21 protein-coding genes and 3 tRNA genes are annotated in these 25,295 nt (G+C 65.0%); 18 read left to right on the forward strand and 6 right to left on the reverse strand.

Features of this window, described 5'->3' with window-relative positions; all coding sequences use genetic code 11:
* The first annotated feature begins 1 nt into the window (after position 1).
* The 10 genes from murD (at position 2) to lpxC (ending at position 11,312) form a co-directional block, all read left to right on the forward strand.
* Positions 2 to 1,351: a UDP-N-acetylmuramoyl-L-alanine--D-glutamate ligase gene (gene murD / locus D002_RS0101900; protein WP_018140223.1), complete on the forward strand. Its 1,350-nt coding sequence runs from the start codon at positions 2 to 4 to the stop codon at positions 1,349 to 1,351.
* Positions 1,348 to 2,553 carry a putative lipid II flippase FtsW gene (gene ftsW / locus D002_RS0101905; RefSeq protein ID WP_018140224.1) on the forward strand — a complete coding sequence of 402 codons (1,206 nt, stop codon included), beginning with the start codon at positions 1,348 to 1,350 and terminating at the stop codon, positions 2,551 to 2,553. The genes murD and ftsW overlap by 4 nt, the downstream gene beginning before the upstream one ends.
* Positions 2,550 to 3,644 carry an undecaprenyldiphospho-muramoylpentapeptide beta-N-acetylglucosaminyltransferase gene (gene murG / locus D002_RS0101910; RefSeq protein ID WP_018140225.1) on the forward strand — a complete coding sequence of 365 codons (1,095 nt, stop codon included), beginning with the start codon at positions 2,550 to 2,552 and terminating at the stop codon, positions 3,642 to 3,644. Before ftsW ends, murG begins: the two co-directional genes overlap by 4 nt.
* Positions 3,641 to 5,068 (forward strand): UDP-N-acetylmuramate--L-alanine ligase, encoded by a 1,428-nt coding sequence (gene murC, locus D002_RS0101915; protein ID WP_018140226.1) that lies wholly within the window; start codon positions 3,641 to 3,643, stop codon positions 5,066 to 5,068. Before murG ends, murC begins: the two co-directional genes overlap by 4 nt.
* Positions 5,065 to 6,027: a UDP-N-acetylmuramate dehydrogenase gene (murB, locus tag D002_RS0101920; protein ID WP_018140227.1), complete on the forward strand. Its 963-nt coding sequence runs from the start codon at positions 5,065 to 5,067 to the stop codon at positions 6,025 to 6,027. The genes murC and murB overlap by 4 nt, the downstream gene beginning before the upstream one ends.
* On the forward strand, positions 6,024 to 6,962 hold the full coding sequence (locus D002_RS0101925) for a D-alanine--D-alanine ligase (protein WP_018140228.1): 939 nt from the start codon (positions 6,024 to 6,026) through the stop codon (positions 6,960 to 6,962). Before murB ends, D002_RS0101925 begins: the two co-directional genes overlap by 4 nt.
* Before the next feature lie 98 nt (positions 6,963 to 7,060).
* Positions 7,061 to 7,750, forward strand: coding sequence for a cell division protein FtsQ/DivIB (locus D002_RS0101930; protein WP_018140229.1), 690 nt, complete (start codon positions 7,061 to 7,063; stop codon positions 7,748 to 7,750).
* A 23-nt stretch (positions 7,751 to 7,773) separates the two neighbouring features.
* On the forward strand, positions 7,774 to 9,009 hold the full coding sequence (gene ftsA, locus D002_RS0101935) for a cell division protein FtsA (RefSeq protein WP_018140230.1): 1,236 nt from the start codon (positions 7,774 to 7,776) through the stop codon (positions 9,007 to 9,009).
* A 97-nt stretch (positions 9,010 to 9,106) separates the two neighbouring features.
* Positions 9,107 to 10,264, forward strand: coding sequence for a cell division protein FtsZ (gene ftsZ, locus D002_RS0101940; protein ID WP_018140231.1), 1,158 nt, complete (start codon positions 9,107 to 9,109; stop codon positions 10,262 to 10,264).
* A gap of 127 nt (positions 10,265 to 10,391) precedes the next feature.
* Positions 10,392 to 11,312, forward strand: coding sequence for a UDP-3-O-acyl-N-acetylglucosamine deacetylase (gene lpxC, locus D002_RS0101945; protein WP_081610798.1), 921 nt, complete (start codon positions 10,392 to 10,394; stop codon positions 11,310 to 11,312).
* Here the strand turns inward: lpxC and D002_RS0101950 are convergent.
* Complete coding sequence (locus D002_RS0101950; protein ID WP_018140233.1) at positions 11,309 to 11,740, reverse strand: DciA family protein; 432 nt, start codon at positions 11,738 to 11,740, stop codon at positions 11,309 to 11,311. The genes lpxC and D002_RS0101950 overlap by 4 nt on opposite strands.
* Before the next feature lie 45 nt (positions 11,741 to 11,785).
* On the opposite strand from D002_RS0101950, the gene D002_RS0101955 reads away from it, so the two are divergent.
* The 4 genes from D002_RS0101955 (at position 11,786) to D002_RS0101970 (ending at position 17,761) form a co-directional block, all read left to right on the forward strand.
* Positions 11,786 to 12,676: a M23 family metallopeptidase gene (locus D002_RS0101955; protein WP_018140234.1), complete on the forward strand. Its 891-nt coding sequence runs from the start codon at positions 11,786 to 11,788 to the stop codon at positions 12,674 to 12,676.
* A gap of 89 nt (positions 12,677 to 12,765) precedes the next feature.
* A complete protein-coding gene (gene secA, locus D002_RS0101960; RefSeq protein ID WP_018140235.1) occupies positions 12,766 to 15,564 on the forward strand; it encodes a preprotein translocase subunit SecA in 2,799 nt (932 codons plus the stop codon).
* Positions 15,565 to 15,591: 27 nt separating this feature from the next.
* Positions 15,592 to 16,803: a bifunctional glutamate N-acetyltransferase/amino-acid acetyltransferase ArgJ gene (gene argJ / locus D002_RS0101965; protein WP_018140236.1), complete on the forward strand. Its 1,212-nt coding sequence runs from the start codon at positions 15,592 to 15,594 to the stop codon at positions 16,801 to 16,803.
* Complete coding sequence (locus D002_RS0101970) at positions 16,784 to 17,761, forward strand: Nudix family hydrolase (RefSeq protein ID WP_018140237.1); 978 nt, start codon at positions 16,784 to 16,786, stop codon at positions 17,759 to 17,761. The genes argJ and D002_RS0101970 overlap by 20 nt, the downstream gene beginning before the upstream one ends.
* Before the next feature lie 380 nt (positions 17,762 to 18,141).
* Here D002_RS0101970 and zapD read toward each other — a convergent pair whose 3' ends face one another.
* From zapD to pilB, 5 genes are read right to left on the reverse strand one after another with little or no spacing between them, the layout of a single operon-like run.
* Positions 18,142 to 18,912 (reverse strand): cell division protein ZapD, encoded by a 771-nt coding sequence (gene zapD / locus D002_RS0101975; protein WP_018140238.1) that lies wholly within the window; start codon positions 18,910 to 18,912, stop codon positions 18,142 to 18,144.
* 58 nt (positions 18,913 to 18,970) lie between these two features.
* Positions 18,971 to 19,618: a dephospho-CoA kinase gene (coaE, locus tag D002_RS0101980; RefSeq protein WP_018140239.1), complete on the reverse strand. Its 648-nt coding sequence runs from the start codon at positions 19,616 to 19,618 to the stop codon at positions 18,971 to 18,973.
* A gap of 10 nt (positions 19,619 to 19,628) precedes the next feature.
* Positions 19,629 to 20,492, reverse strand: a complete 864-nt coding sequence (locus tag D002_RS0101985; protein WP_018140240.1) for an A24 family peptidase — start codon at positions 20,490 to 20,492, stop codon at positions 19,629 to 19,631.
* Between the two features lie 33 nt (positions 20,493 to 20,525).
* Positions 20,526 to 21,737 carry a type II secretion system F family protein gene (locus tag D002_RS0101990; protein ID WP_018140241.1) on the reverse strand — a complete coding sequence of 404 codons (1,212 nt, stop codon included), beginning with the start codon at positions 21,735 to 21,737 and terminating at the stop codon, positions 20,526 to 20,528.
* Between the two features lie 43 nt (positions 21,738 to 21,780).
* Positions 21,781 to 23,496, reverse strand: coding sequence for a type IV-A pilus assembly ATPase PilB (gene pilB / locus D002_RS0101995; RefSeq protein WP_018140242.1), 1,716 nt, complete (start codon positions 23,494 to 23,496; stop codon positions 21,781 to 21,783).
* Positions 23,497 to 23,712: 216 nt separating this feature from the next.
* Between pilB and D002_RS0102000 the strand changes: the two genes are divergently transcribed.
* The 4 genes from D002_RS0102000 to tuf all read left to right on the forward strand — a co-directional run.
* Positions 23,713 to 23,797 (forward strand) — tRNA-Tyr (locus D002_RS0102000).
* A 56-nt stretch (positions 23,798 to 23,853) separates the two neighbouring features.
* A tRNA-Gly gene (locus D002_RS0102005) sits at positions 23,854 to 23,927 on the forward strand.
* A 44-nt stretch (positions 23,928 to 23,971) separates the two neighbouring features.
* A tRNA-Thr gene (locus D002_RS0102010) sits at positions 23,972 to 24,047 on the forward strand.
* Positions 24,048 to 24,114: 67 nt separating this feature from the next.
* A partial coding sequence (gene tuf, locus D002_RS0102015; protein WP_018140243.1) for an elongation factor Tu occupies positions 24,115 to 25,295 on the forward strand: 1,181 nt, incomplete at its 3' end.

Here is a 25,295-nt window from a genome sequence, read left to right on the forward strand (position 1 = left end):
CATGACGCAAGCCAACAACGACAACCTGATCGTGGGCCTGGGGGCGACTGGACAGTCGGTCGCCCGTTACCTGAGAGCGCAAGGTGAGTCGTTTGCGGTTACCGATACCCGCGCGGCCCCGGCGGCGCTGGAGTCGGGCGCCGCCGCCCGTTGGTTGCAAGACGCCTGGACGGGTCCGCTGGATCAGGTGGATACCACCGGTTTTCAGCGCATCATCGTCTCGCCGGGTGTAGCGCTGGGGCATCCTGTGTTGCAACGGGCCCGTGCCGCCGGTGCCGAGCTGACGGGCGACATTGACCTGTTTGCCGATGCCGCCGCCGCACCCGTCATCGCGATCACCGGCTCCAATGGCAAGAGCACGGTCACCGCGCTGGTGGCCGAGCTGCTGCAGGCCGCTGGCTGGAACATCACGGTGGGTGGGAATTTTGGGACCCCGGCGCTGGATCTGCTGGCGCCTACCCCGCAGCTCTATGTGCTGGAGCTGTCGAGTTTTCAGCTCGAGCGCAGCGAACGTCTGGCCCCGGCGGCGGCCGCGATCCTGAATATCTCCCCCGATCATCTGGACCGGTACGCGGACCTGAATGCCTACGTACAAGCGAAGGCCCGTATCCTGGATCGCGCCGAACGCGGGGTGTTGAACCGCGACGACGCCTGGCTGCGTGAACTCCCCTTGCCAGCCGGCCTGCAGGTGATCTCCTTTGGCCTGGATGCCCCCCATGCCGGCTCCGATTTCGGTGTGCGTGCCGCCACCGAAGGCGGTCCCGATCTCGTGCGGGGGGATGAGACATTGCTCGCGACCGACCGTCTGCGTCTGCGTGGCCAGCACAACTGGGCCAACGCCCTTGCCGCCCTGGCCCTGGCATGGCCCTGGCTGGAGTCGGGCCGTTCCCGGGCCGAGGCGCTGGCGGCCCTGGCTGACTTTGCCGGGCTCCCGCATCGCTCGCAGTGGATCGCGGAGGTTGGCGGCGTCGAATACATCAATGACTCCAAGGGCACCAATGTGGGTGCCACCCTGGCCGCGCTGCGGGGTACGCCTGGACCGCTGGTGCTGATCGCGGGTGGCCAGGGCAAGGGCCAGGATTTTGCGCCGCTGGCGGACTACATCCCGGGCAAGGTCCGCGGGGTGGTCCTGCTGGGTGAGGATGCGCCGGCCATCGCCCGCGCTCTGGCGTCCGTCGTGCCGGTGCAGCGTGTGGATGATATGGATGCGGCGGTTGCCCAGGCGGCGGCCTGGGCGGAGCCGGGCGATACCGTTCTGTTGTCGCCCGGTTGCGCCAGTCTCGACATGTACGTGGATTACCAGGCGCGCGGCGATGACTTCGCGCGCGCCGTTCGGGGGCTGGCGGCATGAGCGTCTCCAGCGCCAATATCGGACTCCCGGAGCGCGGTCTGGTCGCCGGCATGCGCGACCATGTGGACCTGCCGTTGCTCGCCGTGACCGCCATCCTGTTAGGAATTGGCCTGGTGATGGTGGCTTCCGCCTCCATGGGCCTGGGCGAACGCTATTTCGGCAATACCTGGCATTTCTTTCAACGCCAGGTGATCTTCGCCGCGATTGGGCTCGTGGTAGCGACCTTCCTTTGGACGGTCCCACTGGCTCGCTGGGAACGCGCCGGGCCCTGGCTTCTGATCCTCGTGATGGCGCTCCTGATCGCGGTGCTGATTCCGGGTGTCGGCCGTACCGTCAATGGCGCTACACGCTGGATTCCCCTGGGGGTCTTCAACCTCCAGGTCGCCGAGATGGTGAAGCTGCTGGTGGTGATGTACCTGGCGGGTTATATCGTGCGCCATTACTCGACGTTGCGGCTCCATTTCCTGGGCTTTATCCGCCCCCTGATCGTGCTCGGGGTGGGGACCATCCTGCTCCTGCTGCAACCCGACTTCGGCGGGGCTGCGATCATGTTGGCCATCGGTATGGGCATGCTGTTCCTCGCCGGTGCCAAGCTATGGCAGTTCATGGCGCTGGGGGCGACCATCGCCATTGGCATGGCGGTTGTGGCGGTGGCGGCCCCGTACCGGGTTGCGCGCCTGACTGCCTTTCTAGATCCGTGGCAGGACCCCTTCGCGACCGGCTTTCAGCTGACGCAGTCGCTGATTGCGATCGGTTCCGGTGGCTGGTTTGGCGCCGGACTTGGGAACAGCGTGCAGAAGCTCTTCTACCTGCCCGAGGCCCACAACGATTTCCTGTTTGCGGTGTTTGCCGAGGAGTTCGGTTTTGTCGGGGTCGTGGCCCTGATCGCTTTGTTTGGGGTGTTGGTGTGGCGCTGTATCCGGATCGGCCTCGCCGCCGAGCGCGCGGGCCATGCCTTTGGTTCGCACCTGGCCTTCGGCGTTGCGATCTGGATGGGATTACAGGCCTTCCTGAACCTCGCGGTGAACATGGGGCTGCTGCCGACCAAGGGTCTGACCCTGCCGTTTCTCAGCTATGGCGGGAGCTCTCTGATCGTTTCGCTGGCCGCCATCGGGTTGGTGATGAGGGTCTATCGCGAGGCGCAGGTGCCGGCTCCCCGTGCGGCACCGCCGGCACGTCGTCGGCGCGGGGGTGCCGCATGAGGGCCCCACGCATCCTGATCATGGCCGGCGGCACCGGCGGACACGTGTTCCCCGGCCTGGCGGTGGCCGAACAGCTGCGCGAGCGGGGCGCCGAGGTGCGCTGGCTGGGCACCGCTCGCGGGGTCGAGTCCCGCCTGGTGCCGGAGTCCGGTATCGAGCTGCATACGCTGCCGATTGCCGGCGTGCGGGGCAAGGGCCTGATGGGCTTGGCGCTTGCCCCCTGGCGGCTGGGCATCTCGCTGTGGGCGGCCTTGGGTCTGATGACCCGGCTGCGCCCTGATGCCGTGATGGGTTTCGGTGGATTCGCCGCCGGTCCTGGCGGCTTGATGGCCGCTGCCTTGGGGCGCCCGCTGGCGATCCATGAACAGAACGCCGTGGCGGGAATGACCAATCGCTGGTTGGCCAAGGTTGCGGATCGCGTGTACGCAGGATTTGAAAACAGTTTCCCCGAGCGGGTCGCCGTGACCGTTGTAGGGAACCCGGTCCGCGCGCGGATCAGTGCGTTGCCCGCGCCCGAGGGTCGTTATGACGAGCGCTCAGGAGCCCTGAATATCCTGGTCCTGGGTGGCAGCCTGGGGGCGCGTTCGCTGAATCGCACGCTACCGGCGGGGCTCGCGCGCGTGGCCGCGGAACAGCCCTTGAATATCCGCCATCAGGCGGGCGAGCGCACCTTCGATGAGGCCCAAGCCGCCTATGCCGAGGCCCACCTGGAAGCAGACGTCAGCGCGTTCATCGACGACATGGCCGCCGCTTACGCCTGGGCCGATCTGGTGATCTGCCGCGCCGGGGCATTGACCGTCGCGGAGATCGCGGCGGCGGGCCTCCCGGCGGTCTTCGTCCCGTACCCGCATGCAGTCGATGACCATCAGACCGCCAATGCCGAAGCCCTGGTCCAGGCCGGCGCTGCTTGGCGTATCGCGGATGCTGACCTGAGCGCGGATCGGGTGTATGGCCTGCTGGCACCACTGGACCGCGAGACCTTGCGCGGCCGCGCGGTGCGGGCGCGCGAACAGGCCTGTCCGGATACCGCGCGGCGGCTGGCGGATGCCTGTATGGAGATGGCGGGCGCCCGCCGGGAGAAATCGTCATGAACGCGGCCCGTTTGCCCCGTCACGCGATGCGCCGCATCCGTCGAATCCACTGTGTGGGGATCGGCGGTTCCGGCATGAGCGGGATTGCCGAAGTGCTGCATCAATTGGGTTACCAGGTCTCGGGCTCGGACCTGGGTCAGTCACCCATGGTTGAACGCCTGAAGGGCATGGGCATCCCGGTGGTTGCGGCCCATACCGAGGACAACGTGGTCGAGGCCGACGTGCTGGTGGTTTCCAGCGCGATCAATCCGACCAACCCCGAGGTCCAGGAGGCGCGCCGCCGCGGCATTCCGATCGTGCGCCGTGCCGAGATGCTGGCCGAGCTGATGCGTTTTCGTTATGGCATCGCGGTCGCCGGTACCCACGGCAAGACCACGACCACCAGTCTGACCGCCAGCGTGTTGGCGGAGGCGGGGATGGACCCGACGTTCGTGATCGGGGGCCGCCTGAACAGTACGGCCAGCCACTCGAACCTGGGTGCCGGGGATTATCTGGTGGCCGAGGCCGACGAGAGCGATGCCTCCTTCCTGCACCTGCAGCCGATGGTCAGCGTGGTCACCAATATCGACGCGGACCACCTCGGGACCTACGGCAACGATTTTCAGCAACTGCGGGCTACGTTCCTCGAGTTCCTGCACCACCTGCCGTTCTACGGCCTCGCCGTGCTGTGTTTGGACGACCCACAGGTTCGGGCGCTCGCGCCGGAACTGGAGCGCCCGCGTCTGACCTACGGCATCGATGAGCCCGCCGACGTCCGTGCCCACAACCTGCGTCAGGAAGGGGTGCGGATGCACTTCGACCTGAAGCTCCCGGGACAGGCCCCGTTCCCGGTGACCCTGAACCTTCCGGGCCGCCACAACGTGCTGAATGCCCTGGCGGCGGCCGCCGTCGCACATGAGCTGGAAGTGGGGCCGGCCGCAATCCAGGCCGCCTTCAAGCGATTCCAGGGCATCGGGCGGCGCTTCCAGGTGCAGGCCTGGAATGCGGCCAGCGGTCCGGTGACCCTGGTCGATGATTACGGCCACCACCCGCGCGAGATCTCCGCGACTCAGGCCGCCGCACGTGATGCCTGGCCTGGCCGCCGCCGGATCACCATCTTCCAGCCGCATCGTTATACCCGTACGCGGGATCTGTTCGAGGACTTCGTCGAGGCCTTGTCGGAGACTGATGTGTTGATTCTGTTGGAGGTCTATGCCGCCGGGGAAGATCCGATTGCGAGTGCCGATGGCCGCAGCCTGGCGCGCGCGATTCGCCTGCGCGGACAGGTGGAGCCCGTCTTTGTCGAGCATGCCGAGGACGTCGTCGGTGTGATCCGGGGGATGCTGCGCCCCGATGATGTCGTGATCGCGCAGGGGGCAGGCGACATCGGCCGCCTCGCTGGGCTGTTGCCGCAGGAACTGCGCGACACCGAGGGGGGGGCATGATGGCGGCCCGCACAGTGGATCCGGCCAAGGGCCCGTTCGCCCAGCCGCCGCGTGGCCGGTTGCAGGCGCAAGTGGCGCTCGCTGGCCTGACCTCCTGGCGGGTAGGCGGCCCGGCGGACTGGCTGTTCCAGCCTGCCGACCTGGATGACCTGGTGGATGCCTTGCGCGATCACGCCCGCCACTCCCCGGAGTTGCCGGTGACCTTCCTCGGCCTGGGCAGCAATGTTTTGGTCCGGGATGGAGGTGTCGACGGCCTGGTGATCCATCTGTCGGGGGTCCTCAACGAGCGCCGCCGGTTGGATGGAAATCGTCTCCTGCTGGGGGCTGGTCTCGCTTGCGCCCAGGCGGCGCGCTTCAGTGCCCGCGAAGGCCTGGTCGGGGCGGAGTTCCTGGCCGGCATCCCCGGCACGGTCGGCGGTGCATTGCAGATGAACGCCGGCGCGTGGGGCGGCGAGATCTGGCCGTTGGTGGAATCGGTCGGCACGGTGAATGCCCGTGGCGAACTCCACAGCCGCACCCCGAGGGATTACGTCATCGGTTATCGCAGCGTGCATGGGCCCGAAGAGGAGTGGTTTACCGGGTGTGTACTGCAGCTGACTGCGGGCGACGCGGACGTCGGCACCCGCCGCATTCGGGAACTCCTGCGCGAGCGTTCCGCCAAGCAGCCGCTCGGGCTGCCGTCCTGTGGGTCGGTGTTCCGTAACCCGGAGGGCGACCATGCCGCGCGTCTGATCGAGGCGGCAGGCCTGAAGGGCCTGCGCCGCGGTGCTGCGGAGATCTCATTCAAGCACGCCAATTTCATTACCCACGACGGCACTGCGCGGGCCGCCGATATCGAGTGGTTATTGCGCCATGCCCAGGCCGAGGTCCAGCGCCAGTTCGGGGTGCAGCTGGAGCCCGAGGTGCGGGTGCTGGGACGACCCGTCGACGGGGACGACGCAAACGAGGGAACGTCATGAGCAAGCGAAGCGCACAAGACTACGGCCGGGTCGCCGTCCTGATGGGCGGGTGGTCCGGTGAGCGCGAGATCTCGCTGAACAGCGGCCAGGCGGTGTTGGCGGCGCTGCGGCGCCAGGGTGTGGACGCCCATCCGCTGGATCTGACCCGCGAGAATGCTCGGTGTCTGGCCGTGGAGGGCTATGACCGGGTGTTCATTGTGCTCCATGGCGAGTGCGGCGAGGACGGGACGTTGCAGGGTTGCCTGGATATGGCGGGCTTGCCGTACACCGGCACTGGGGTCCTCGGATCGGCGCTCGGCATGGACAAGCTGGCCTGCAAGCGACTGTGGGCCGGCAGCAATCTGCCCAGCGCGCCCTACCGTTTGCTGACTCCGGGATTCGACCCGGACGCCGTCGCTGAAGCCCTGGGACTCCCGCTAATCGTGAAGCCGGCGCGCGGCGGATCCAGCCTGGGCATTACGCGAGTGGACCGGGTGGCGGATCTGCCCGCCGCCTTCGAGGCCGCGCGGCTGCAACCGGGCCAGGTCTTCGCGGAGCAGTGGATCCGGGGTCGGGAATACACCGTCGCGATCCTGGGCAACGAGCCCTTGCCGGTGGTCGAGATTCGTACCCCCGGCGGCTTCTACGACTACCACGCCAAGTACGAGGCCGATGATACCGGCTACATCTGCCCGCCGCCGTTGTCTTCCAGCGAGCTGCTCGAGCTGCAATCGCTGGCCATCGCGGCGTTCGCGACCCTGGAAGGTTGCGGCTGGGGGCGGGTCGACATTCTGCAGGACGAGCATGGCGAGAGCTTCCTGATCGAGGTGAACACCATCCCGGGTATGACCGATCACTCCCTGGTACCCAAGGCCGCGGCCCAGGCCGGCATCGATTTCGATGAGCTGTGCCTGCGAATACTGGATTCGAGTTTCGAATGTGGAGGGCTGCGTTGAGCGTACGTCGCACAACTCGAACGGCGCGCCAGCCACAGCGTCAGGGGCCCTCGCCCCTGCGCCGTGCGGTCGGGCCGGGTCTGCGTTTGATGGCCGGCATGGGCCTGGCCGGGGTGTTGGTGTTGGGCACGGTGGCTTGGCTCCAGTTCGACCCGGACGCCCTGCTGCCGATCGAGCACATCGAAGTGGCCGGTAATCCGCAGCACGCCGATGTCGCCGCGGTACGCGAGCTCGCCCGCGCCCACGCACCCGGGTTCGTCGGCGCCGAGCTGGAGCGGCTGCGCGATGTATTGGAGGCGCAGGCCTGGATCGACGCGGTGAGTCTGCGGCGGCAGTGGCCCGACACCTTGGTGGTCGAGATTCGCGAGCCGGTTCCGGTCGCGCAGTGGGGCGCGGACCACCTGGTCGATCGCCATGGTCGTCTGTTCGGCCCGGTCGATTTGACGGAATGGGACGGCCTGCCGGCGTTGGCGGGCACTGATGGTCGCCAGGTGGTGCTGATGCATCGCTATCTGGAGGTCTCGGCCCGGCTCGCCGATGCCGGGCTGGAGGTGGTGGGTCTGGAAGAGGGTGCGCGGCATGACTGGACCATCCATCTGGCCGACGGCGTGCGGGTGCTCATGGGGCGTGACTCCGATCGGAGTCGGTTGGGGCAGTTGGTACGGGCGGTACCGGCCATCCGGGGTTACCGCGAGGCACCGGTGGAACGCATCGACCTGCGTTATCCCCACGGCCTCGCGGTGGCCTGGGCGGATACGGCGGATGACGGTGCGGGGAACGCCCGATGACACGAACGACAGGACGCAAAAAGATGATGGCAAAGAAGTCGGAACCCGGTCTGATCGTCGGCCTGGATGTCGGGACCTCGAAGATCGAGGCGGTTGTCGGGGAGCTGACCGAAGAAGGCGAGATCGAGATCATCGGGATCGGGTCCTCGCCGTCGCGCGGGCTCAAGAAGGGCGTGGTCGTCAATATCGAGTCCACCGTCCAGTCGATCCAGCGCGCGGTCGAGGAAGCTGAGCTGATGGCCGGCTGCGAGATCCACTCGGTCTACACCGGAATCGCCGGCTCCCATATCAAGAGCTACAACTCCACTGGCGTGGTCGCGATCAAGGACGGCGAGGTGGTCGCCGGCGATGTCGATCGGGTGATCGATGCCGCGCGCGCGATCGCCATCCCGGCGGATCAGCGCATCCTTCACGTGCTGCCGCAGGAATACATCATCGACGAGCAGGAGGGCATCCGCGAGCCGATCGGGATGTCCGGGGTGCGGCTGGAAGCCAAGGTGCACCTGGTCACCGGCGCGGTGTCCGCGGCGCAGAACATCGTCAAGTGTGTGGAACGCTGCGGCCTGCGGGTCGATGACATCATCCTCGAGCAGCTGGCCTCCAGCTACTCGGTGCTGACCGACGACGAGAAAGACCTGGGGGTGTGCCTGGTTGATATTGGCGGGGGCACCACCGACATCGCCGTGTTCGCCCACGGCGCCATTATGCACACCGCGGTTATCCCGATTGCCGGCGACCAGGTCACCAATGACATCGCGGTCGCGCTGCGCACCCCGACCCAGTACGCCGACGAACTCAAGATCAAGTACGCCTGCGCGCTGCGCTCGCTGGCCGACCCCGGTGAGAGCATCGAGGTCCCCGGCGTGGGCGATCGCGCCGCGCGGCGGCTGTCGCGCCAGACGCTCGCCTCGGTGGTGGAGCCGCGCTACGAAGAATTGTTGCAGCTGGTGCAGGCGGAACTGCGCCGCTCCGGCACCGAAGAAATGATTGCCGCCGGGGTGGTGCTCACCGGCGGCTCGTCCCGAATGGAAGGTGTGGTGGACCTCGCCGAAGAGGTCTTCCACATGCCCGTACGCCTGGGGGTGCCGCAACGCGTCACCGGGCTCCTGGATGTGGTGAGAAATCCGATTCACGCAACGGGTGTTGGGCTTTTGCTCTACGCCCGCGAGTCGCGTGCGGAGCAGGAGGCCCGACCCGTGAGCAGCGGGTTCCAGGGCGTATGGACGCGCATGAAGCGCTGGTTTTCCGGACAGTTCTGATGAATAGAACACGCCGGATCGTGGGGGTCGGACCGCTCTCCGACCATGAAGCAGGCCAACAGCAGTTTATGTACACACGCAACGAGAGGACGCAGCCATGACGTTCGAACTGATGGACACCTATAGCCAGAACGCGACGATCAAGGTCGTCGGCGTCGGAGGCGGCGGTGGTAACGCCGTCCAACATATGGTCAACGCGCAGCTGGAAGGCGTCGACTTCATTTGCGCCAACACGGATGCCCAGGCATTGAAGAGCTTGGATTCCAAGACGCTGCTGCAACTGGGCGGCGACATCACCAAGGGCCTCGGTGCCGGGGCGGATCCGTCCGTGGGTCGCGAGGCCGCGCTGGAGGATCGTGAGCGCATCCAGGATCTGCTGCAGGGGGCCGACATGGTCTTCATCACCGCCGGTATGGGTGGTGGTACGGGGACCGGTGCCGCGCCGGTCGTGGCACAGATCGCCAAGGAGATGAACATCCTGACCGTCGCGGTCGTCACCAAGCCATTCCCGTTCGAGGGCAAGCGCCGCATGCAGGTCGCGATGTCCGGCATCAAGGCCCTGACCGAACAGGTGGACTCCCTGATCACCATCCCCAACGAGAAGCTCCTAACGGTGCTGGGCAAGAACACCACGCTGCTGGACGCCTTCAAGGCCGCCAACGATGTGCTGTTCGGGGCGGTTCAGGGGATCGCGGAACTGATCACGCGTCCGGGTCTGATCAACGTCGACTTTGCCGACGTGCGCAACGTGATGCGCGAAATGGGCATGGCGATGATGGGGACCGGCACCGGTACCGGTGAGGATCGTGCCCGCGAGGCGGCCGAGGCCGCGATTGCCAGCCCCCTGCTGGAAGACATCGACATCTCCGGGGCGCGCGGCATCCTGGTGAACGTTACTGGCGGTATGGATGTCGGTATTGGCGAGTTCGAAGAGGTGGGCGAAGCAGTGAAAGCCCTGGCCTCGGAAGATGCCAACGTTGTCGTGGGAACGGTGATCGACCCCGAGATGACCGACGAGCTGCGGGTGACCCTGGTGGCTACTGGGCTCGGTACGCCGGCCACGCAGTCGGAGCGCCCGGCGGTACGGGTGGTGGACGCACAGCCGAAGAAGGCCGTGGGCTCGGATGTCGAGGTCGACCTGGACCAGCCGACCGTCAAGCGTCGCGGTGGTGACAACCTGGCAGTGGACTATAACCAGCAGCAAGGCATTGATGTGCTGGATATTCCGGCCTTCCTGCGAAAGCAGGCGGACTGAGACCGCGGGCACATGCAGGATGGGCGGAATCCTGCAATAATGCGGTCATCGTTGTGTGCATAGGGAGCCCGGGAGGGCCCGGGCTCCGCTTATGCGCCTTGCTGTATAGAGAAAGAGGCTCAAATCGTTGATCAGACAAAGAACGCTCAAGAACAGCATTCGGGCGACCGGTGTCGGTCTGCATACCGGAGAAAAGGTAGTGCTGACCCTGCGTCCGGCCCCGGTGAACACCGGGATTGTGTTCCACCGCTGCGATCTTGATCCGTCCGTGGAGATTCGCGCCTGTGCCGACAATGTCGGCGACACGCGACTGTCTACTACGCTGGTCAAAGGTGATGTCCGGGTTTCGACCGTGGAGCACCTGCTCTCGGCCATTGCCGGATTGGGTATCGACAACCTGCACGTGGATGTCAGTGCCGCCGAGGTGCCGATTATGGACGGCAGTGCCGGTCCCTTTGTGTTTCTGCTGCAGTCCGCCGGACTGAAAGAGCAGGATGCACCCAAGGAATTCATCCGGGTGAAGCGCAGCGTGGAAGTCCGCGAGGGCGACAAATGGGTGCGCTTCGACCCCTACGAGGGTTTCAAGGTCGGTTTCTGTATCGACTTCGAACACCCCATGTTTACCGATGGAAGCCAGCGCGCGGAGCTGGATTTCTCCTCCACCTCCTTCGTCAAGGAGGTCTCGCGTGCCCGAACCTTCGGGTTCATGCGTGACATCGAGGCCCTGCGGGCCAACCAGCTGGCACTGGGTGGCAGCCTGGATAACGCGGTGGTGCTTGATGACTACAAGATCCTGAACGAAAACGGGCTGCGTTATGACAACGAGCTGGTCAAGCACAAGATCCTCGACGTGGTCGGGGATCTTTATCTGCTGGGCCACAGCCTGATTGGCGCATTTACCGGGCACAAGTCCGGTCATGCCCTGAACAATCAGTTGATCCGGCAGCTCGCCGCCGACGAGACGGCGTGGGAAAAGGTCACCTTCGAGGATCCGAGCGAGCGGTTGCCGATCTCCTTCGGCCAGCTGGCGCCGACACCGGCAGGCTAGTCGGGCGGCGTCTTCGCCGCGCGCGCCAGCCGTTGCAGGGCGTTGGCCAGCCCGTCGTCCTGAATCCCGGCGGCGGTATCGGCGAGGATTTGGCGTGCCGATTCCGGGATCTCGCGCGGTTCCAGGCGCTGCGCCGGTTCAGGGGCGCGCGGCGTATGGGTCAGGCGAATTCGCATCCGCTCAATGCCCGCGAAGCCCGCAGCGGCCAGTGTCTTGAGGAGCTCGCGCTGCTGGAAGCGCAGTTCCGTGGCCAATCCGCGATCGGCGCAGATCGCGACCAGGCTGTCGTCGCGCAAGGTAAAGGCGAGACGGCCGGCCTGGAGGGCATCGCCCACGAGGGGTTCCATGGCGCGTTCCACGCCCCGGTCGCGGCTGGAGTGAGTCGACCAGTCGTGGGCAATGAACCGGCTGATGCGCTGTGGTTTCATCGTGGCCCTTCGCCGTTTCGTGCCGGATAGAACGAGAGGATTTGCATGCAGTTGATCGTACTACGTCCCGACGGCCTCTGTGCGCGTCTGCCGCTTTGGGTAATAACGCTGGCCGTGGCGGTTTTTGCGCTGCTGATGTTGGCGGCCCTGATGGCGGCTTACCACGCCGGTCAGGGTCAGCGCGAGGTGGTCAAGATCCCCGTAACCAGCACCCTGGACACGGTGGCGGTGGATGCCGCCGAGCGCGACGCGGCGCGTGAGGGCTTGACCCTGCTGGTCGATCGCGTCGTCTCCCTCGAGCGCCAGCTGGCGAGGGTGGACTTGCGAATCCGCTCCGTCGGAGACTCCCTGGGCTTGGATGTCACCGAACTGGAACCGGAGACCGGTGGCCAGGGCGGGCCATTGCTGGAGGGGCCGGACTCGCCGCTGGAGATCCATGATCGTCTGCTCGCGCTGGAACACCTGCTCGGCCGGCACCTCGACGCAGTCGATACCATGGGCGCCGAACTCCGGCAGGATGCCGCTCGCGAGGCATTGAACCCGCATTTCCGTCCGGTGGATGAAGAATCCTGGGTCAGTTCGGCGTTTGGTTATCGCGAGGACCCGTTCACCGGGCAGCGCCGTTTTCATTCCGGTATGGACTTCGCCGGGCGGCCTGGCTCCGACATTCGCGCCGCCGGAGGTGGCTTGGTCGTGTTTGCGGGACGCCGCGGTGCCTATGGCAATCTGGTAGAGATTGCCCATGGCGGGGGGCTCAACACCCGTTATGCCCACAATGCGGACATCCTGGTCGAACCGGGTCAGCGCGTCGAGGCGGGTGACGTCATTGCCACCATGGGCCGCACCGGTCGCGCCACCGACACCCACCTGCACTACGAAGTGGTCAAGGCCGGCCAGGCCGTCAATCCGTATTCCTTCCTCCCCGATCAGGATTGATCAGCGTTTCCCTTGCCGCCTCCCGGGACAGCGTTTCCGGGGCGGATCGTTTATCCTAGGCGGGTTTCAGCCAACCCTTTCGGATCCCCATGGTCAAGCAGCTCGTACAGAAGATCTTCGGTAGTCGCAACGATCGCATCCTCAAGCGCTATGTCCGCGCGGTCGAGCGTATCAACGCATTAGCCGACGCCACCGAGGCACTGCCGCAAGAGGAGCTGCGGCACAAGACGCAGGAGTTCCAGCGCCGACTGTCCGAAGGCGAGGATCTGGAGAAGTTGTTGCCCGAGGCCTTCGCGGTCTGCCGCGCGATGAGTGCGCAGGTGTTGGGGCTACGGCACTTCGACGTCCAGCTGATCGGGGGCATGGTCCTCAACGACGGCCGTATTGCCGAGATGCGCACCGGTGAGGGCAAGACCCTGGTGGCGACGCTGCCCACCTATCTCAACGCCCTCACGGGTGACGGTGTGCACGTGGTTACGGTGAACGATTACCTGGCCCGGCGTGACGCCGCCTGGATGGGGCGGCTCTACCATGCCCTTGGTTTGTCCATCGGGGTCGTGAACAGCTCCGGTGGCCTGGGGGTGGATTCTGCCTCGTACCTGTTCGACCCGGATTACCACGCCGAGGAAGGCGGCTTCGATCACCTGCGCCCTGTGACCCGGCGTGAAGCCTATGCCGCGGATCTCACCTACGGCACGAACAACGAATTCGGGTTCGACTACCTGCGCGACAACATGGCGTTCTCGGCCGAACAGCGCGTGCAGCGCGCGCTCAATTTTGCGGTGGTCGACGAGGTCGACTCCATCCTGATCGACGAGGCTCGTACGCCGCTGATCATCTCTGGTCCCAGCGGGGACAGTTCCGAACTCTACGAACGTCTCAATACCATCCCGCCGCAGCTTGTGCGTCAGGAAGATGAAGAGAGCGAGGGTCACTACTTCGTGGACGAGAAGGCCAAGCAGGTCTTCCTCAGCGAAGAGGGTCACGAGAAAGCCGAGCTGCTGCTGCGCGAGGCCGGGCTGCTCGAGGAGTATCAGACCTTGTATGACTCCGCGAGCATCGCGGTGCTGCATCACCTGAATGCGGCATTACGTGCCCATGCGTTGTTCCATCGCGATGTGGACTATCTGGTGCGCGATAACAAGGTCCAGATCATTGACGAGTTCACCGGCCGCATTATGGGGGGGCGGCGCTGGTCCGAAGGCCTGCATCAGGCGATCGAGGCGAAGGAAGGTGTGCCCATTCAGCGTGAGAACCAGACGCTGGCCTCGATCACCTTCCAGAATTATTTCCGCCTCTACGACAAGCTCTCCGGCATGACCGGGACGGCCGATACCGAGGCCTACGAGTTCAAGACGATCTACGACCTGGAAGTGGTCGTGATCCCCGGCAACAAGCCGCTGGTACGCGATGACATGCAGGACCTGGTGTTTCTGACCCAGGAAGAAAAGTACGAGGCCATCATCAAGGAGATCCAGTGGTGTGTGGATCGTGGCCAACCGGTATTGGTGGGTACCGCCTCGGTCGAGAGCTCCGAGCAGCTGGCCACGGCGCTGAAGAAGACCGGCATCCCCTTCGAGGTCCTGAACGCCAAGCAGCACGAGCGCGAGGCCGCGATCATTGCCCAGGCTGGCCAGCCCAAGGCCGTGACCCTGGCCACCAACATGGCTGGTCGTGGTACCGACATCGTGCTGGGGGGATCGCTGGACGCTGAACTGGCCGAGATCGATCCCGAGGATACCGCGAAGCAGGAGGCGACCCGCGCCGACTGGCAGCAGCGCCATGACGCGGTGCTGGAGTCGGGCGGCCTGCACATCATCGGTTCCGAGCGCCACGAATCCCGCCGTATCGACAATCAGCTGCGCGGCCGCTCCGGTCGTCAAGGGGACCCGGGCTCCAGCCGTTTCTTCCTGTCGCTGGAAGACAATCTGATGCGGGTGTTTGCCTCCGAGCGTGTGCGTAGCCTGATGCAGCGCCTGGGCATGAAGGAGGGCGAGGCGATCGAGAACGCCTGGGTCTCGCGCGCGATCGAGAACGCCCAGCGCAAGGTCGAGGCGCACAACTTCGATATCCGCAAGCAGCTACTGGAATACGACGATGTCGCCAACGACCAGCGTCGGGTGATCTACGAACAACGCGCCGAGCTGCTGACCACCGATGACATCAGCGACACCATCGATACGCTGATCGAGGATGTGGTCAATGCCCTGATCAGTCAGTATCTCCCGCCCGGGTCGATCGAGGACGAGTGGGATATCGAGGGTCTGCAGCAGGCCCTGATGGGCGAGTTCGGGCTCGACCTTCCGGTCCAGCAGTGGCTGGACGATGAAGATGACCTGCACGAGGAGCCGCTGCGCGAGCGCATCGTCGGTCACGCCCGCGAGATGCTCAGCCAGAAGCGCGAGCATCTGGGGGACGAGACCATGAACCGACTGCAGCGCGACGTGATGCTGCAGGTCCTCGACAGCCAGTGGAAGGAACACCTGGCGGCGATGGACTACCTGCGCCAGGGCATTGGCCTGCGCGGCTATGCCCAGCGCAATCCGAAGCAGGAATACAAGAAAGAAGCCTTCGCGATGTTCCAGACGTTGCTGGAGCGCATCAAGCACGATGTCGTGAAGTTCCTGATGCGGATGCAGCTGCGCTCCCCGGAAGAGGTCGAGGCGCTCAAGCCGAAGAAGGCCGCGCCGGCCGAGGACGATTTGCAGTTCCAGCACCAGAACCCGGACAGCGCCCTGAATACTGGCGCCGAGGGCGAGGCGGGTGCCCGCGAGCCGGTCGCCAGCGGCGAGGCCCCGTACCGGCGCGAGGAGCCGAAATTGGGCCGCAACGAGCCTTGCTGGTGCGGGTCCGGCAAGAAGTTCAAGCATTGCCACGGCAAGCTGTAGGCTGATCCCCGGTGTCGAGTTGATCGCATGGCCGTAGGACTTTCCATCCCCGAGGCATTGCTGCCCATTCCCGGAATCCGTCTCGCCACGGCGGCCGCCGGTATCCGGTATGCCGGGCGGGATGACCTGGTCCTGATGGATGCGGGTCCCGATGCGACCATCGCCGCGCTGTTCACCACCAACGCCTTTCGCGCCGCCCCGGTAGTGGTCGCTGCTGAACACCAGGCGAGCGGCCATCCGCGCTGGCTGTTGATCAACGCGGGTAACGCCAATGCGGGCACGGGTGAACCGGGTCTGCTGGCTGCTCGCACCTGCTGCGAGGCGTTGGCCGGGGTCGCGGGTGGGTCAGCCGATGCGGTTCTGCCCTTTTCCACCGGAGTGATCGGCGAACCGTTGCCGGTGGACCGCATCACGACCGCATTGCCTGCCTTGTATGCCGCCCTCGCTCCGAATGCCTGGATGCAGGCCGCTCGCGCGATCATGACCACCGACACCGTGATCAAGGGCGCCAGCCGCCGCGTTCAGCTGTCGCAGGGAGAGGTCACGCTGACCGGCATCGCCAAGGGCTCCGGGATGATCCATCCGAATATGGCGACCATGCTGGCCTTTATCGGTACCGACCTGGCTGTCGAAGCCGATGCCCTGGAGGGTCTTTTACGTCAGGCCAACCGGGACAGCTTCAACGCGATCACCGTGGATGGCGACACCTCGACCAACGACGCGCTGGTCTGCATGTCCAGCGGTGCCAGCGGTGCGGGGCTTGCGACCGTTGCAGATCGCGAGGTCTTCGCCTCCGCCCTGGATGCGATCTGCCTCGAGCTGGCCCAGGCCATCGTGCGCGACGGCGAAGGGGCCACCAAGTTCGTGACCGTCGAGACGACCGGTGCCCGCGAGCGCGACGAGGCGGCGCGCGTGGCGGAGACCGTTGCCCTGTCGCCGCTGGTCAAGACGGCGCTGTTTGCCTCGGATCCGAACTGGGGGCGGATTCTGGCCGCCGTCGGGCGCGCCGGGATTCCGGATCTGATGATTGAACGTGTGGCGATCCGGGTGAACGAGGTCGAGATTGTGCGCAACGGCGGCCGTGCCCCCGCGTATCAGGAGGCCGATGGCCAGCAGGCCTTTGCCGCCGAGGAGATCCATATCGTGATTGACCTTGGGCGGGGTGACGCGACGGCGCGCAAGTACACCTGCGACTTCTCCCACGAGTACGTGCGCATCAATGCCGAGTACCGTTCCTGATCCGGGCGCGGTCCCGGTCGAGGTTGCGATCGGCTTGATCCTTGATGCTACGGGCCGGGTGCTGGTAACCCATCGCACCCAGGGCCGCCACCTGGCCGGCCTGTGGGAATTCCCTGGGGGCAAGGTGGATCGGGACGAGCAGCCCGCGGAAGCCCTCGCGCGCGAACTGGATGAGGAGTTAGGCATCCGCGTGGAATCAGCCGTCCAGTGCCTCACCATCCCCCATCGCTACGCTGAACGGACGGTCCGGCTGCACGTGTTCCGTGTCACCGAGTGGTCGGGGCAGCCGGAAGGGCGCGAGGACCAGCCCCTTGAATGGCGAGACTCGACGCTGCTCGACCCGGCGGACTTCCCGGCGGCCAATCGTCCCATGCTGCAGGCCCTGACCCTGCCTTCCCGATACCTGGTGACTCCGTCGCCCGATAGTGCCGCCGAAATAGCCTCGGTGGTCCTGGATGTGGCGAACGCGTTGCGCGCGGCGCGTGCAGGTATGGTGCAGGTGCGCGCGCCGGCCCTGGCGCGCGATGCCTATCGTCAGTTCCTCGCCGCAATCACGGCAGTGGCCGACCCGCTCGACATCCCCGTACTGGCGAACGCGCCGCTGGAGTGGTTGAACGGTTTCGATAAAGTCGGATCGCACCTGCCCGAGCGCCGCTGGCGCGCGCTGGAGGCGCGGCCGTTGGTCCCTGGTCGGGTGGCGGCTTCGGTGCATGATGTTGCGGGGCTTGAAGCGGCCGCGTCCCTGGGTCTCGACTTCGCGGTGCTGGGGCCGGTTCGGGCGACCGCGACCCACCCGGGGGCCGAGCCCTTGGGCTGGGAACGGTTTGGCGAATGGGTGCGCCAGTCCGCCATCCCGGTGTATGCGCTGGGCGCGATGGATCTTGGGGCTCTGCCCCGGGCGCAGGCGGTCGGCGCGCAGGGGATCGCGGCCATTCGCGGATTGCTAGGGAGACGCTGATTGAATCGCACGTCCGCGTTGGTGCCCCCCAGTTTTTCGAGACAAACGTTCCGAGACAAGGCGCGTCGTGCGGCGGGTAGTGGTTCTACCCGCCCGTTTCTGATGGATTGGGGGCGCAACGCAGGATCGGGCCATATTCATTCAGAATCGGGGGGCGCCAACCCCACAAGCTATTGAACGCAGGGGCTCGGCCGCCCGTTGTTATCAAAAACGGGCGTGGGAACGGCGTTGCGGCTCCCTTGTGCAGAATGACTGCACGGCAGTCACCGCGCCTTGTTCGCACGCAAAAGCGACTCGAGCGCGGACGCGCGATTCAATCAGCGTCTCCCTAGTGGACCAACCGGCGTGAGCCGGACCGCCTGTGTAGTACGTCAGCCCGGTTAGATCGCGCAGCAGCAGAGCTTAAAGGGGATATCGCGACTGGCGGGCACAGGGCGCTCGCGGAAGTCGCCCGGGGTGAAGAAGCGCACCGTGAAGCGCTGGCGCCCGCCACTGATCTCGGGATAGACGCCGAGTGCGGTGTCGACGGTGACGCGGATGAGTTGCCAGGCATGAGCCGTATCAAGGTTGCGCTCGAAGTAGCCGTCCTCGGCCGTGGTCGGCTCGGCATTCCCCGAATGGCGCATGTAGCGTAGAACCTGTCCGGTCGCTTCCGCGACGGTGTTAAGCGGTTCGAACCACTCCAGTAACAGCTCGGTGCGTGCGGCGACGGGCTGGGCCAGCCAGTAGTGGTAGATGGGCAGGTCGAAGTCGAATGCGCCACCGGGTAAGGCCATGCGTTGGCGCACGCTGGAAAAGAACTCGCTGCCGCGTACGCGGTGATCCAGTGCCCCTGCCTGTTCCTCCAGGGCGCTGTGCAGCCGTCTTTGCCCATCCATGGTTTCGCGGAAACGCTCGGCGTCGACACCCGGTTGATTGGCCAGCCGGTTCAGGTTGGCGGTCTGGCGCTCGATCTCGCCCATCAGCTCACGCTTGATGTCGACCCGGGTGACCAAGGCATAGATGTCGACTAGCGACACTAGGGCCTCGTGATGGTCGAGTGGACGTCCGGATTCCAGTGCATCCCCGAAACGCGCGTTCAGCGCCTCCAGACGCAGCAGGAGGCGCACGCGTTCGTGCAGCGGTTGTTCGAAGGTCAGGGTTTGGCTCACGGCGCGCCTGTTCGGCAAAGTGGGCTGGGCGGGTTGTCGACCAACAATCCCCGCAGTATCAGGTATTCCGGGGGTGGTTTTCTACCCGTGTGGCAGTCGTGGTCGCTAGCTGTCGCAGGGCAGCATCGCGATCTGCTACCTGTGTCGCCAGTTCGGCGTCCGATGCGTCTCCGCTATTGCGAATCTCGCTATCCGCGCGTCGGCGCCGTTCCTCGGGGTCCATCTGGGCCTCGAGGATCGCTTCGACCTCGGCGCGACTGCGGCCGTCGCGGCGAGTCACTCGGGTGATCTGTTCCGCGGGTTCGCAATGCACCACGATCACGTGGTCGAACCGGCCTTCCCATTCGGCCTCAAACAGCAAAGGCACGACGATCAGCGCATACGGTACGTTCTCGTCCGACAGGGCGGTCAGTCGCTCCTCGATGGCGGCTTCCACCGCCGGGTGCACCAGTGCCTCCAGTGCCTGGCGCTCGCCCGGGTCGGCGAAGATCCGGCTGCGCAGGGCGCCTCGGTCGAGGTGGCCGCGAGCATCCAGAACGCCGGGACCGAAACGATCGACGATCGCGGCGTAGAGGTCATGCCCGGGGCTTTGCAGTTCGCGGTTGATGGTATCGGCATCCAGCACGGGGACCCCGAGGCTGGCGAACAGTCCTGCGACCCGGCTCTTGCCACAGCCGATCCCTCCGGTGAGTCCGACTTGCAGCATCCGCTTGGCCCTAAAACCCTTGCGGGAAGTAGAGGGCCAGCAATTCGTCGCCCCAGATAAGCGCCAGCCACCCGGCCGCGGCCAGGTAGGGGCCAAACGGGATCGGGATGTTGCGATCGCGGCCGCGTAGCAGGATCAGTGCGATGCCGACCACTGCGCCTACCAGGGAGGCCAGCAGCAGAATTACGGGCAGGGCCTGCCAGCCCAGCCAGGCCCCCAGGGCGGCCAATAGCTTGAAGTCGCCAAAGCCCATGCCCTCCTTCCCGGTGAGCAGGCGGAAGCCATGAAAGATCAACCACAGGATCAGGTAGCCGGCAGCGGCTCCGATCACTGCGGATTGCAGGTCGGTGAAGGTGCCTGGGATGTTGATCAGCAGGCCCAGCCACAAAAGCGGCAGGGTGAGTTGATCAGGGAGCAGGGTCGTGCGCGCGTCGATCCCGGCCGCGGCGATCAGGGTGGCCGTAAACGCCAGGGCCAGCAGTCCAGCCGCGCCGATCCCGAACGTCCATATCGTGACGATGAACAGCAGTGCGGTGAGCGCCTCCACCGCCGGGTATTGCCAGCTGATGCGCGTGCCGCAGCCAGGGCAGCGTCCGCGCAGGAACAGAAAACTGAGGATGGGGACATTCTCCAGCGCCCGGATCGGGCGTTGGCATTGCGGGCAGCGGGAACGGGGCTGGATCAGATCGAAGCGTTCGCGCTCGCCGGGTGCTTCGTGCTCCAGGATCGCGCGGGCCTCGGTCTCCCACTCGCGTTCCAGCATCACCGGAAGACGGGCGATGACGACGTTCAAGAAGCTGCCAATCAGCAGCCCGAACACCCCGGCGATCGGGAGTGCCCAGCCCCCCAGTACCGTCCCGATCTCGGCCAGCATCCCCTTAGTTCCCTGAGTCGCGGGCCCGGGGCATCAAATCACCTGGCCCATCTGGAAGATGGGCAGATACATCGCAATGACCAGACCACCGACGAGTACGCCCAATACCACCATGATCAGGGGCTCGAGCAGACTGGACAGGCTGTCCACGGCGTTGTCCACTTCTTCCTCGTAGAAATCCGCGACCTTGGACAGCATGGAGTCCAGGGAGCCGGATTCCTCGCCAATGGCGACCATCTGCACCACCATGTTCGGGAATACGGCGGTATTGCGCATGGACCATTGGAGTTGCCCGCCGGCCTCGGTCTCGTCGCGCATGCGCAGCGTGGCCTCACGGTAGACCGCGTTGCCGGTAGCACCGGAGACCGAGGTCAGGGCATCGACCAGTGGCACGCCCGCGGAGAACATGGTGGCCAGCGTCCGGGCGAAGCGGGCGATCGCCGCCTTGCGCAGAATCGGGCCGAATGCCGGGGCCTTGAGGATGATGATGTCGAGAAAACGCGCGAAGCGAGGCGATCGCCGGCGCGCCTGCACGAAGATGAAGCCGATCGCGATGAATACGCCGAGGATCGCCCACCACCAGCTCTGGGTGAACTCCGAAAGGTCGACCACCATGCGCGTGAATACCGGCAGGTCAGCGCCGAAGCCCTGGAACAGGGCCTCGAACTGTGGCACCACGTAGATCAGCAGGATTGCGGTCACGACGATGGCGACCACCACCACGGCTGCCGGATAGAACAACGCCTTCTTGATCTTGGCCTTCAGGGCCTCAGTCTTTTCCTTGTAGGTGGCGATCTTGTCCAGCAGTGTCTCGAGCGTCCCGGCCTGTTCGCCGGCCTCGACCAGGTTGGTCACCAGGTCGTCAAAATGCCGCGGATGCTTGGACAGCGCCTTGGCGAAGGTCTCGCCCCCCTCGACGTCGGCCTTCAGTCTCAGCACCAGGTCGCGCATCGCGGGCTTTTCGTTCCCGCGTCCGACGATCTCGAAGGCCTGGACCAGGGGCACGCCCGATTGCAGCATGGTGGTCATCTGGCGCAGGAAATAGGCGATATCCGCCGGGACAATCTTCTTCTTGCCCCCGGAGAACAGCGATTTCGGCTTCTTGCGGATCTTGACGACATTGATGCCGTTCTTGCGCAGATCGGCGCGCGCAGTCGCCTCGTTATCGGCCGGGGTCTCGCCCTTGACCCGGTCCCCGTTCTTGTTCAGTCCTTCCCAGGTGTAGATCGTCCCGGAGTCGGCCATCCCCCTGTCCCCCTGTAGCTGGTGACCTGTGCCGTTTGCGGCACTAGTCCTTGGTCACGCGATTAACTTCCTCGAGGCTGGTCAGCCCCGCCATGACTTTCATGAGGCCGGCGCGTCGCAGGTCCTCGATACCTTCTTTTTCTGCCTGCTCCGCGAGCTGCATGGAGTTATAGCCCTCCAGGATCCCGCGCTGCATCTCTTCGCTGATCGGCATGACCTGATAGATCCCCAGTCGGCCCTTGTAGCCGTTGGTGCACTGGTCGCAGCCCACCGCGCGGAAGGAACTGACCCCCGCTTGGATGTCGGCATCGGTGAAGCCCTCCTTGCGCAGGACCTCTTCCGGAAGCTGCTCTGCCTCTTTGCAGTTCGGGCACAGCCGACGCGCGAGGCGCTGGGCAATGATCAGCAGGATCGACGAGGCGATGTTGTACGGGGGCACGCCCATGTTGGCGAGGCGTGTCAACGTCTGCGGGGCGTCGTTCGTGTGCAGGGTGGAGAGTACGAGGTGACCGGTCTGGGCCGCCTTGATGGCGATCTCGGCTGTCTCGAGGTCACGAATTTCGCCCACCATAATCACGTCCGGGTCCTGACGCAGGAATGCGCGCAGCGCGCTCGCGAAGGTCAAGCCCACCTTGGGATTGATGTTGACCTGGTTGACCCCGGGCATGTTGATTTCCGACGGGTCTTCCGCAGTGGAGATGTTGCGGTCGGCGGTGTTGAGGATCCCCAGCCCGGTATAAAGAGAGACCGTCTTACCCGACCCGGTGGGGCCTGTCACGAGGATCATCCCGTAGGGTCGGCTGAGCGCCTTGAGATACGCTTCCTTTTGCGGTTCTTCGTAACCCAGCTGGTCGATGCCCATCGACGCGCTGCTCGGGTCGAGGATACGCATCACGATCTTTTCGCCGTACAGCGTCGGCAGGGACGACACACGAAAATCGATCGCGCGCGTGCGCGAGAGCTTCAGCTTGATGCGTCCGTCCTGGGGTACGCGGCGTTCTGCGATGTCCATGCGCGACATCACCTTCACGCGCGCGGTGATACGTGGCGCCAGGGCATTCGGCGGGTGGGCGACCTCGTGCAGCACCCCATCAATGCGAAAGCGCACGCGGAAGTCCTTCTCGAAGGGTTCGAGGTGGATGTCCGATGCCTTGCGGTTGATCGCGTCCATCAGCAACTTGTTGACGAAGCGGACCACGGGCGCATCGTCGGCGCCTTCGGCGGTGTCCGAGCCTTCCTTGTCGTCGTCACCGGATTCGATTGCCAGCCCGTCCAGGCCATCGTCGCCGAGGTCGTCCATCAACGACGACGCCGCGCTCAGGGCGCTGTCGATCAGACGGTCGAGCTTGTGCGACTCCACCAGGACCGCTTCCACGGGCATCCCGGTCGCGAACTTGAACTCGTCGGTGGCGCCCAGATTGGTGGGGTCGGATACCGCGATGTAAAGCCGATTGCCGCGGACCATCAGCGGCAAGGCATGGTGTTTCTGAATCAGCTTCTCGTTGAGGTGATCCTTGGGCAGGAGCTCGGGTTCAAAGCAGGCCAGGTCGAAGACCGGCAGACCGAATTCCTCGGCGGCCGCTTCGGCGAGGCGTGCCTCGGCCACCTGGCCCTTGCTGGCTAGCAGGGTCATCAGCGGGGTTTGCTGGGACTGGGACTCCTCGACCAGCTGGGAGGCAATGTCCTCCGCGATCAGGCCGGCTTCGACCAGGCGCTTCGCCAGCCCGGGTAGCCGCGGTGCCGTAGTGGTGTTCGCCATGGGCCTCTGCGTAAACAAACCTAGTGATGCGCCACACTCTACGTGCGTCCGCGGCGGAAGGGAAACGTACTCCCTAACGGAGCGCGCCCTTGTCGAGCCTCGATCATAGAAATCAGCCCTGCCAAACACAAGGCTGTTGCCGGCGCATTGAAGATAGGCGCGCAGGAGCGCTTGACGCTGCGCTTCGCGCTGGTTCAGAATACGCGGCTTGATCGAGGAGGGATACCCAAGCGGTCAACGGGGGCAGACTGTAAATCTGCTGGCTCAGCCTTCGGAGGTTCGAATCCTCCTCCCTCCACCATCGGGTTTTCAAGCCAGCGGCCTGAAGCAGGCGGTGGTTCAGTAAGCCAGGGTTCTGCGGGTGTAGTTCAATGGTAGAACCTCAGCCTTCCAAGCTGATGATGTGGGTTCGATTCCCATCACCCGCTCCAGTATTGGCCCGCAGAGTATCGGGTGGGGTCCTGGCGGTAGTTCGGCTCATGTAGCTCAGTCGGTAGAGCACTTCCTTGGTAAGGAAGAGGTCACCGGTTCGAATCCGGTCATGAGCTCCAAATTTAATGTCAGCGTACAACCTGCGTCGCTGTTGAGTTTTAGCGTCACGATCCGGGGAAGCGAGAGATGTCCAAGGAAAAGTTCGAGCGTAAGAAGCCGCATGTGAATGTGGGAACGATTGGTCATGTGGACCATGGGAAAACGACGCTGACGGCGGCGATGACGACGGTGCTGGGCAAGAAGTACGGAAGTGAAGCCCGGGCGTTTGATCAGATTGACAATGCGCCGGAAGAGAAGGCGCGTGGGATCACGATTGCGACCGCGCACGTGGAATACGAGTCGGATATTCGTCATTACGCGCACGTCGACTGCCCTGGGCACGCGGACTATGTGAAGAACATGATCACGGGTGCGGCGCAGATGGATGGCGCGATCCTGGTGGTGTCGGCGGCCGATGGCCCGATGCCGCAGACCCGCGAGCACATTCTGCTGGCGCGTCAGGTGGGTGTGCCGTACATCGTGGTGTTCCTGAACAAGGCCGACATGGTCGATGATCCGGAGCTGCTGGAGCTGGTCGAGATGGAAGTGCGCGACCTGCTGTCCTCGTACGACTTCCCGGGTGACGACACCCCGGTGATCACTGGTTCGGCGCTGAAGGCGCTGGAAGGTGACGAGAGCGAAGTGGGCGCCCCGGCGATCTACAAGCTGGTCGAGGCGATGGACACCTGGATTCCGGAGCCGGAGCGTGCCGTGGACGGCGCCTTCCTGATGCCGGTGGAAGACGTGTTCTCGATTTCGGGTCGCGGCACGGTGGTGACCGGTCGTATCGAGCGCGGTGTGGTGAAGGTGGGCGAAGAGATCGAGATTGTCGGCATTCGCGATACCCAGAAGACCACGGTCACCGGTGTGGAGATGTTCCGCAAGCTGCTGGACCAGGGCGAAGCGGGCGACAACGTGGGCATCCTGCTGCGTGGTACCAAGCGCGACGACGTGCAGCGTGGTCAGGTGCTGTGCAAGCCGGGTTCGATCACGCCGCACACGCATTTCGAAGCCGAGGTGTACATCCTGGGCAAGGAAGAAGGCGGCCGTCATACGCCGTTTTTCAACGGCTACCGTCCGCAGTTCTACTTCCGCACGACGGACGTGACGGGATCGGTGGAGCTGCCGGAAGGTACCGAGATGGTGATGCCGGGTGACAACGTGAAGATGACGGTGTCCCTGATCAACCCGATCGCGATGGAAGACGGTCTGCGCTTTGCGATCCGCGAAGGCGGCCGCACCGTCGGCGCCGGCGTCGTCTCCAAGAT

Origin of the sequence: Thioalkalivibrio sp. ALJ7 (assembly GCF_000376865.1) — a bacterium.
In the GTDB taxonomy this organism is placed as follows: Bacteria; Pseudomonadota; Gammaproteobacteria; order Ectothiorhodospirales; family Ectothiorhodospiraceae; genus Thioalkalivibrio.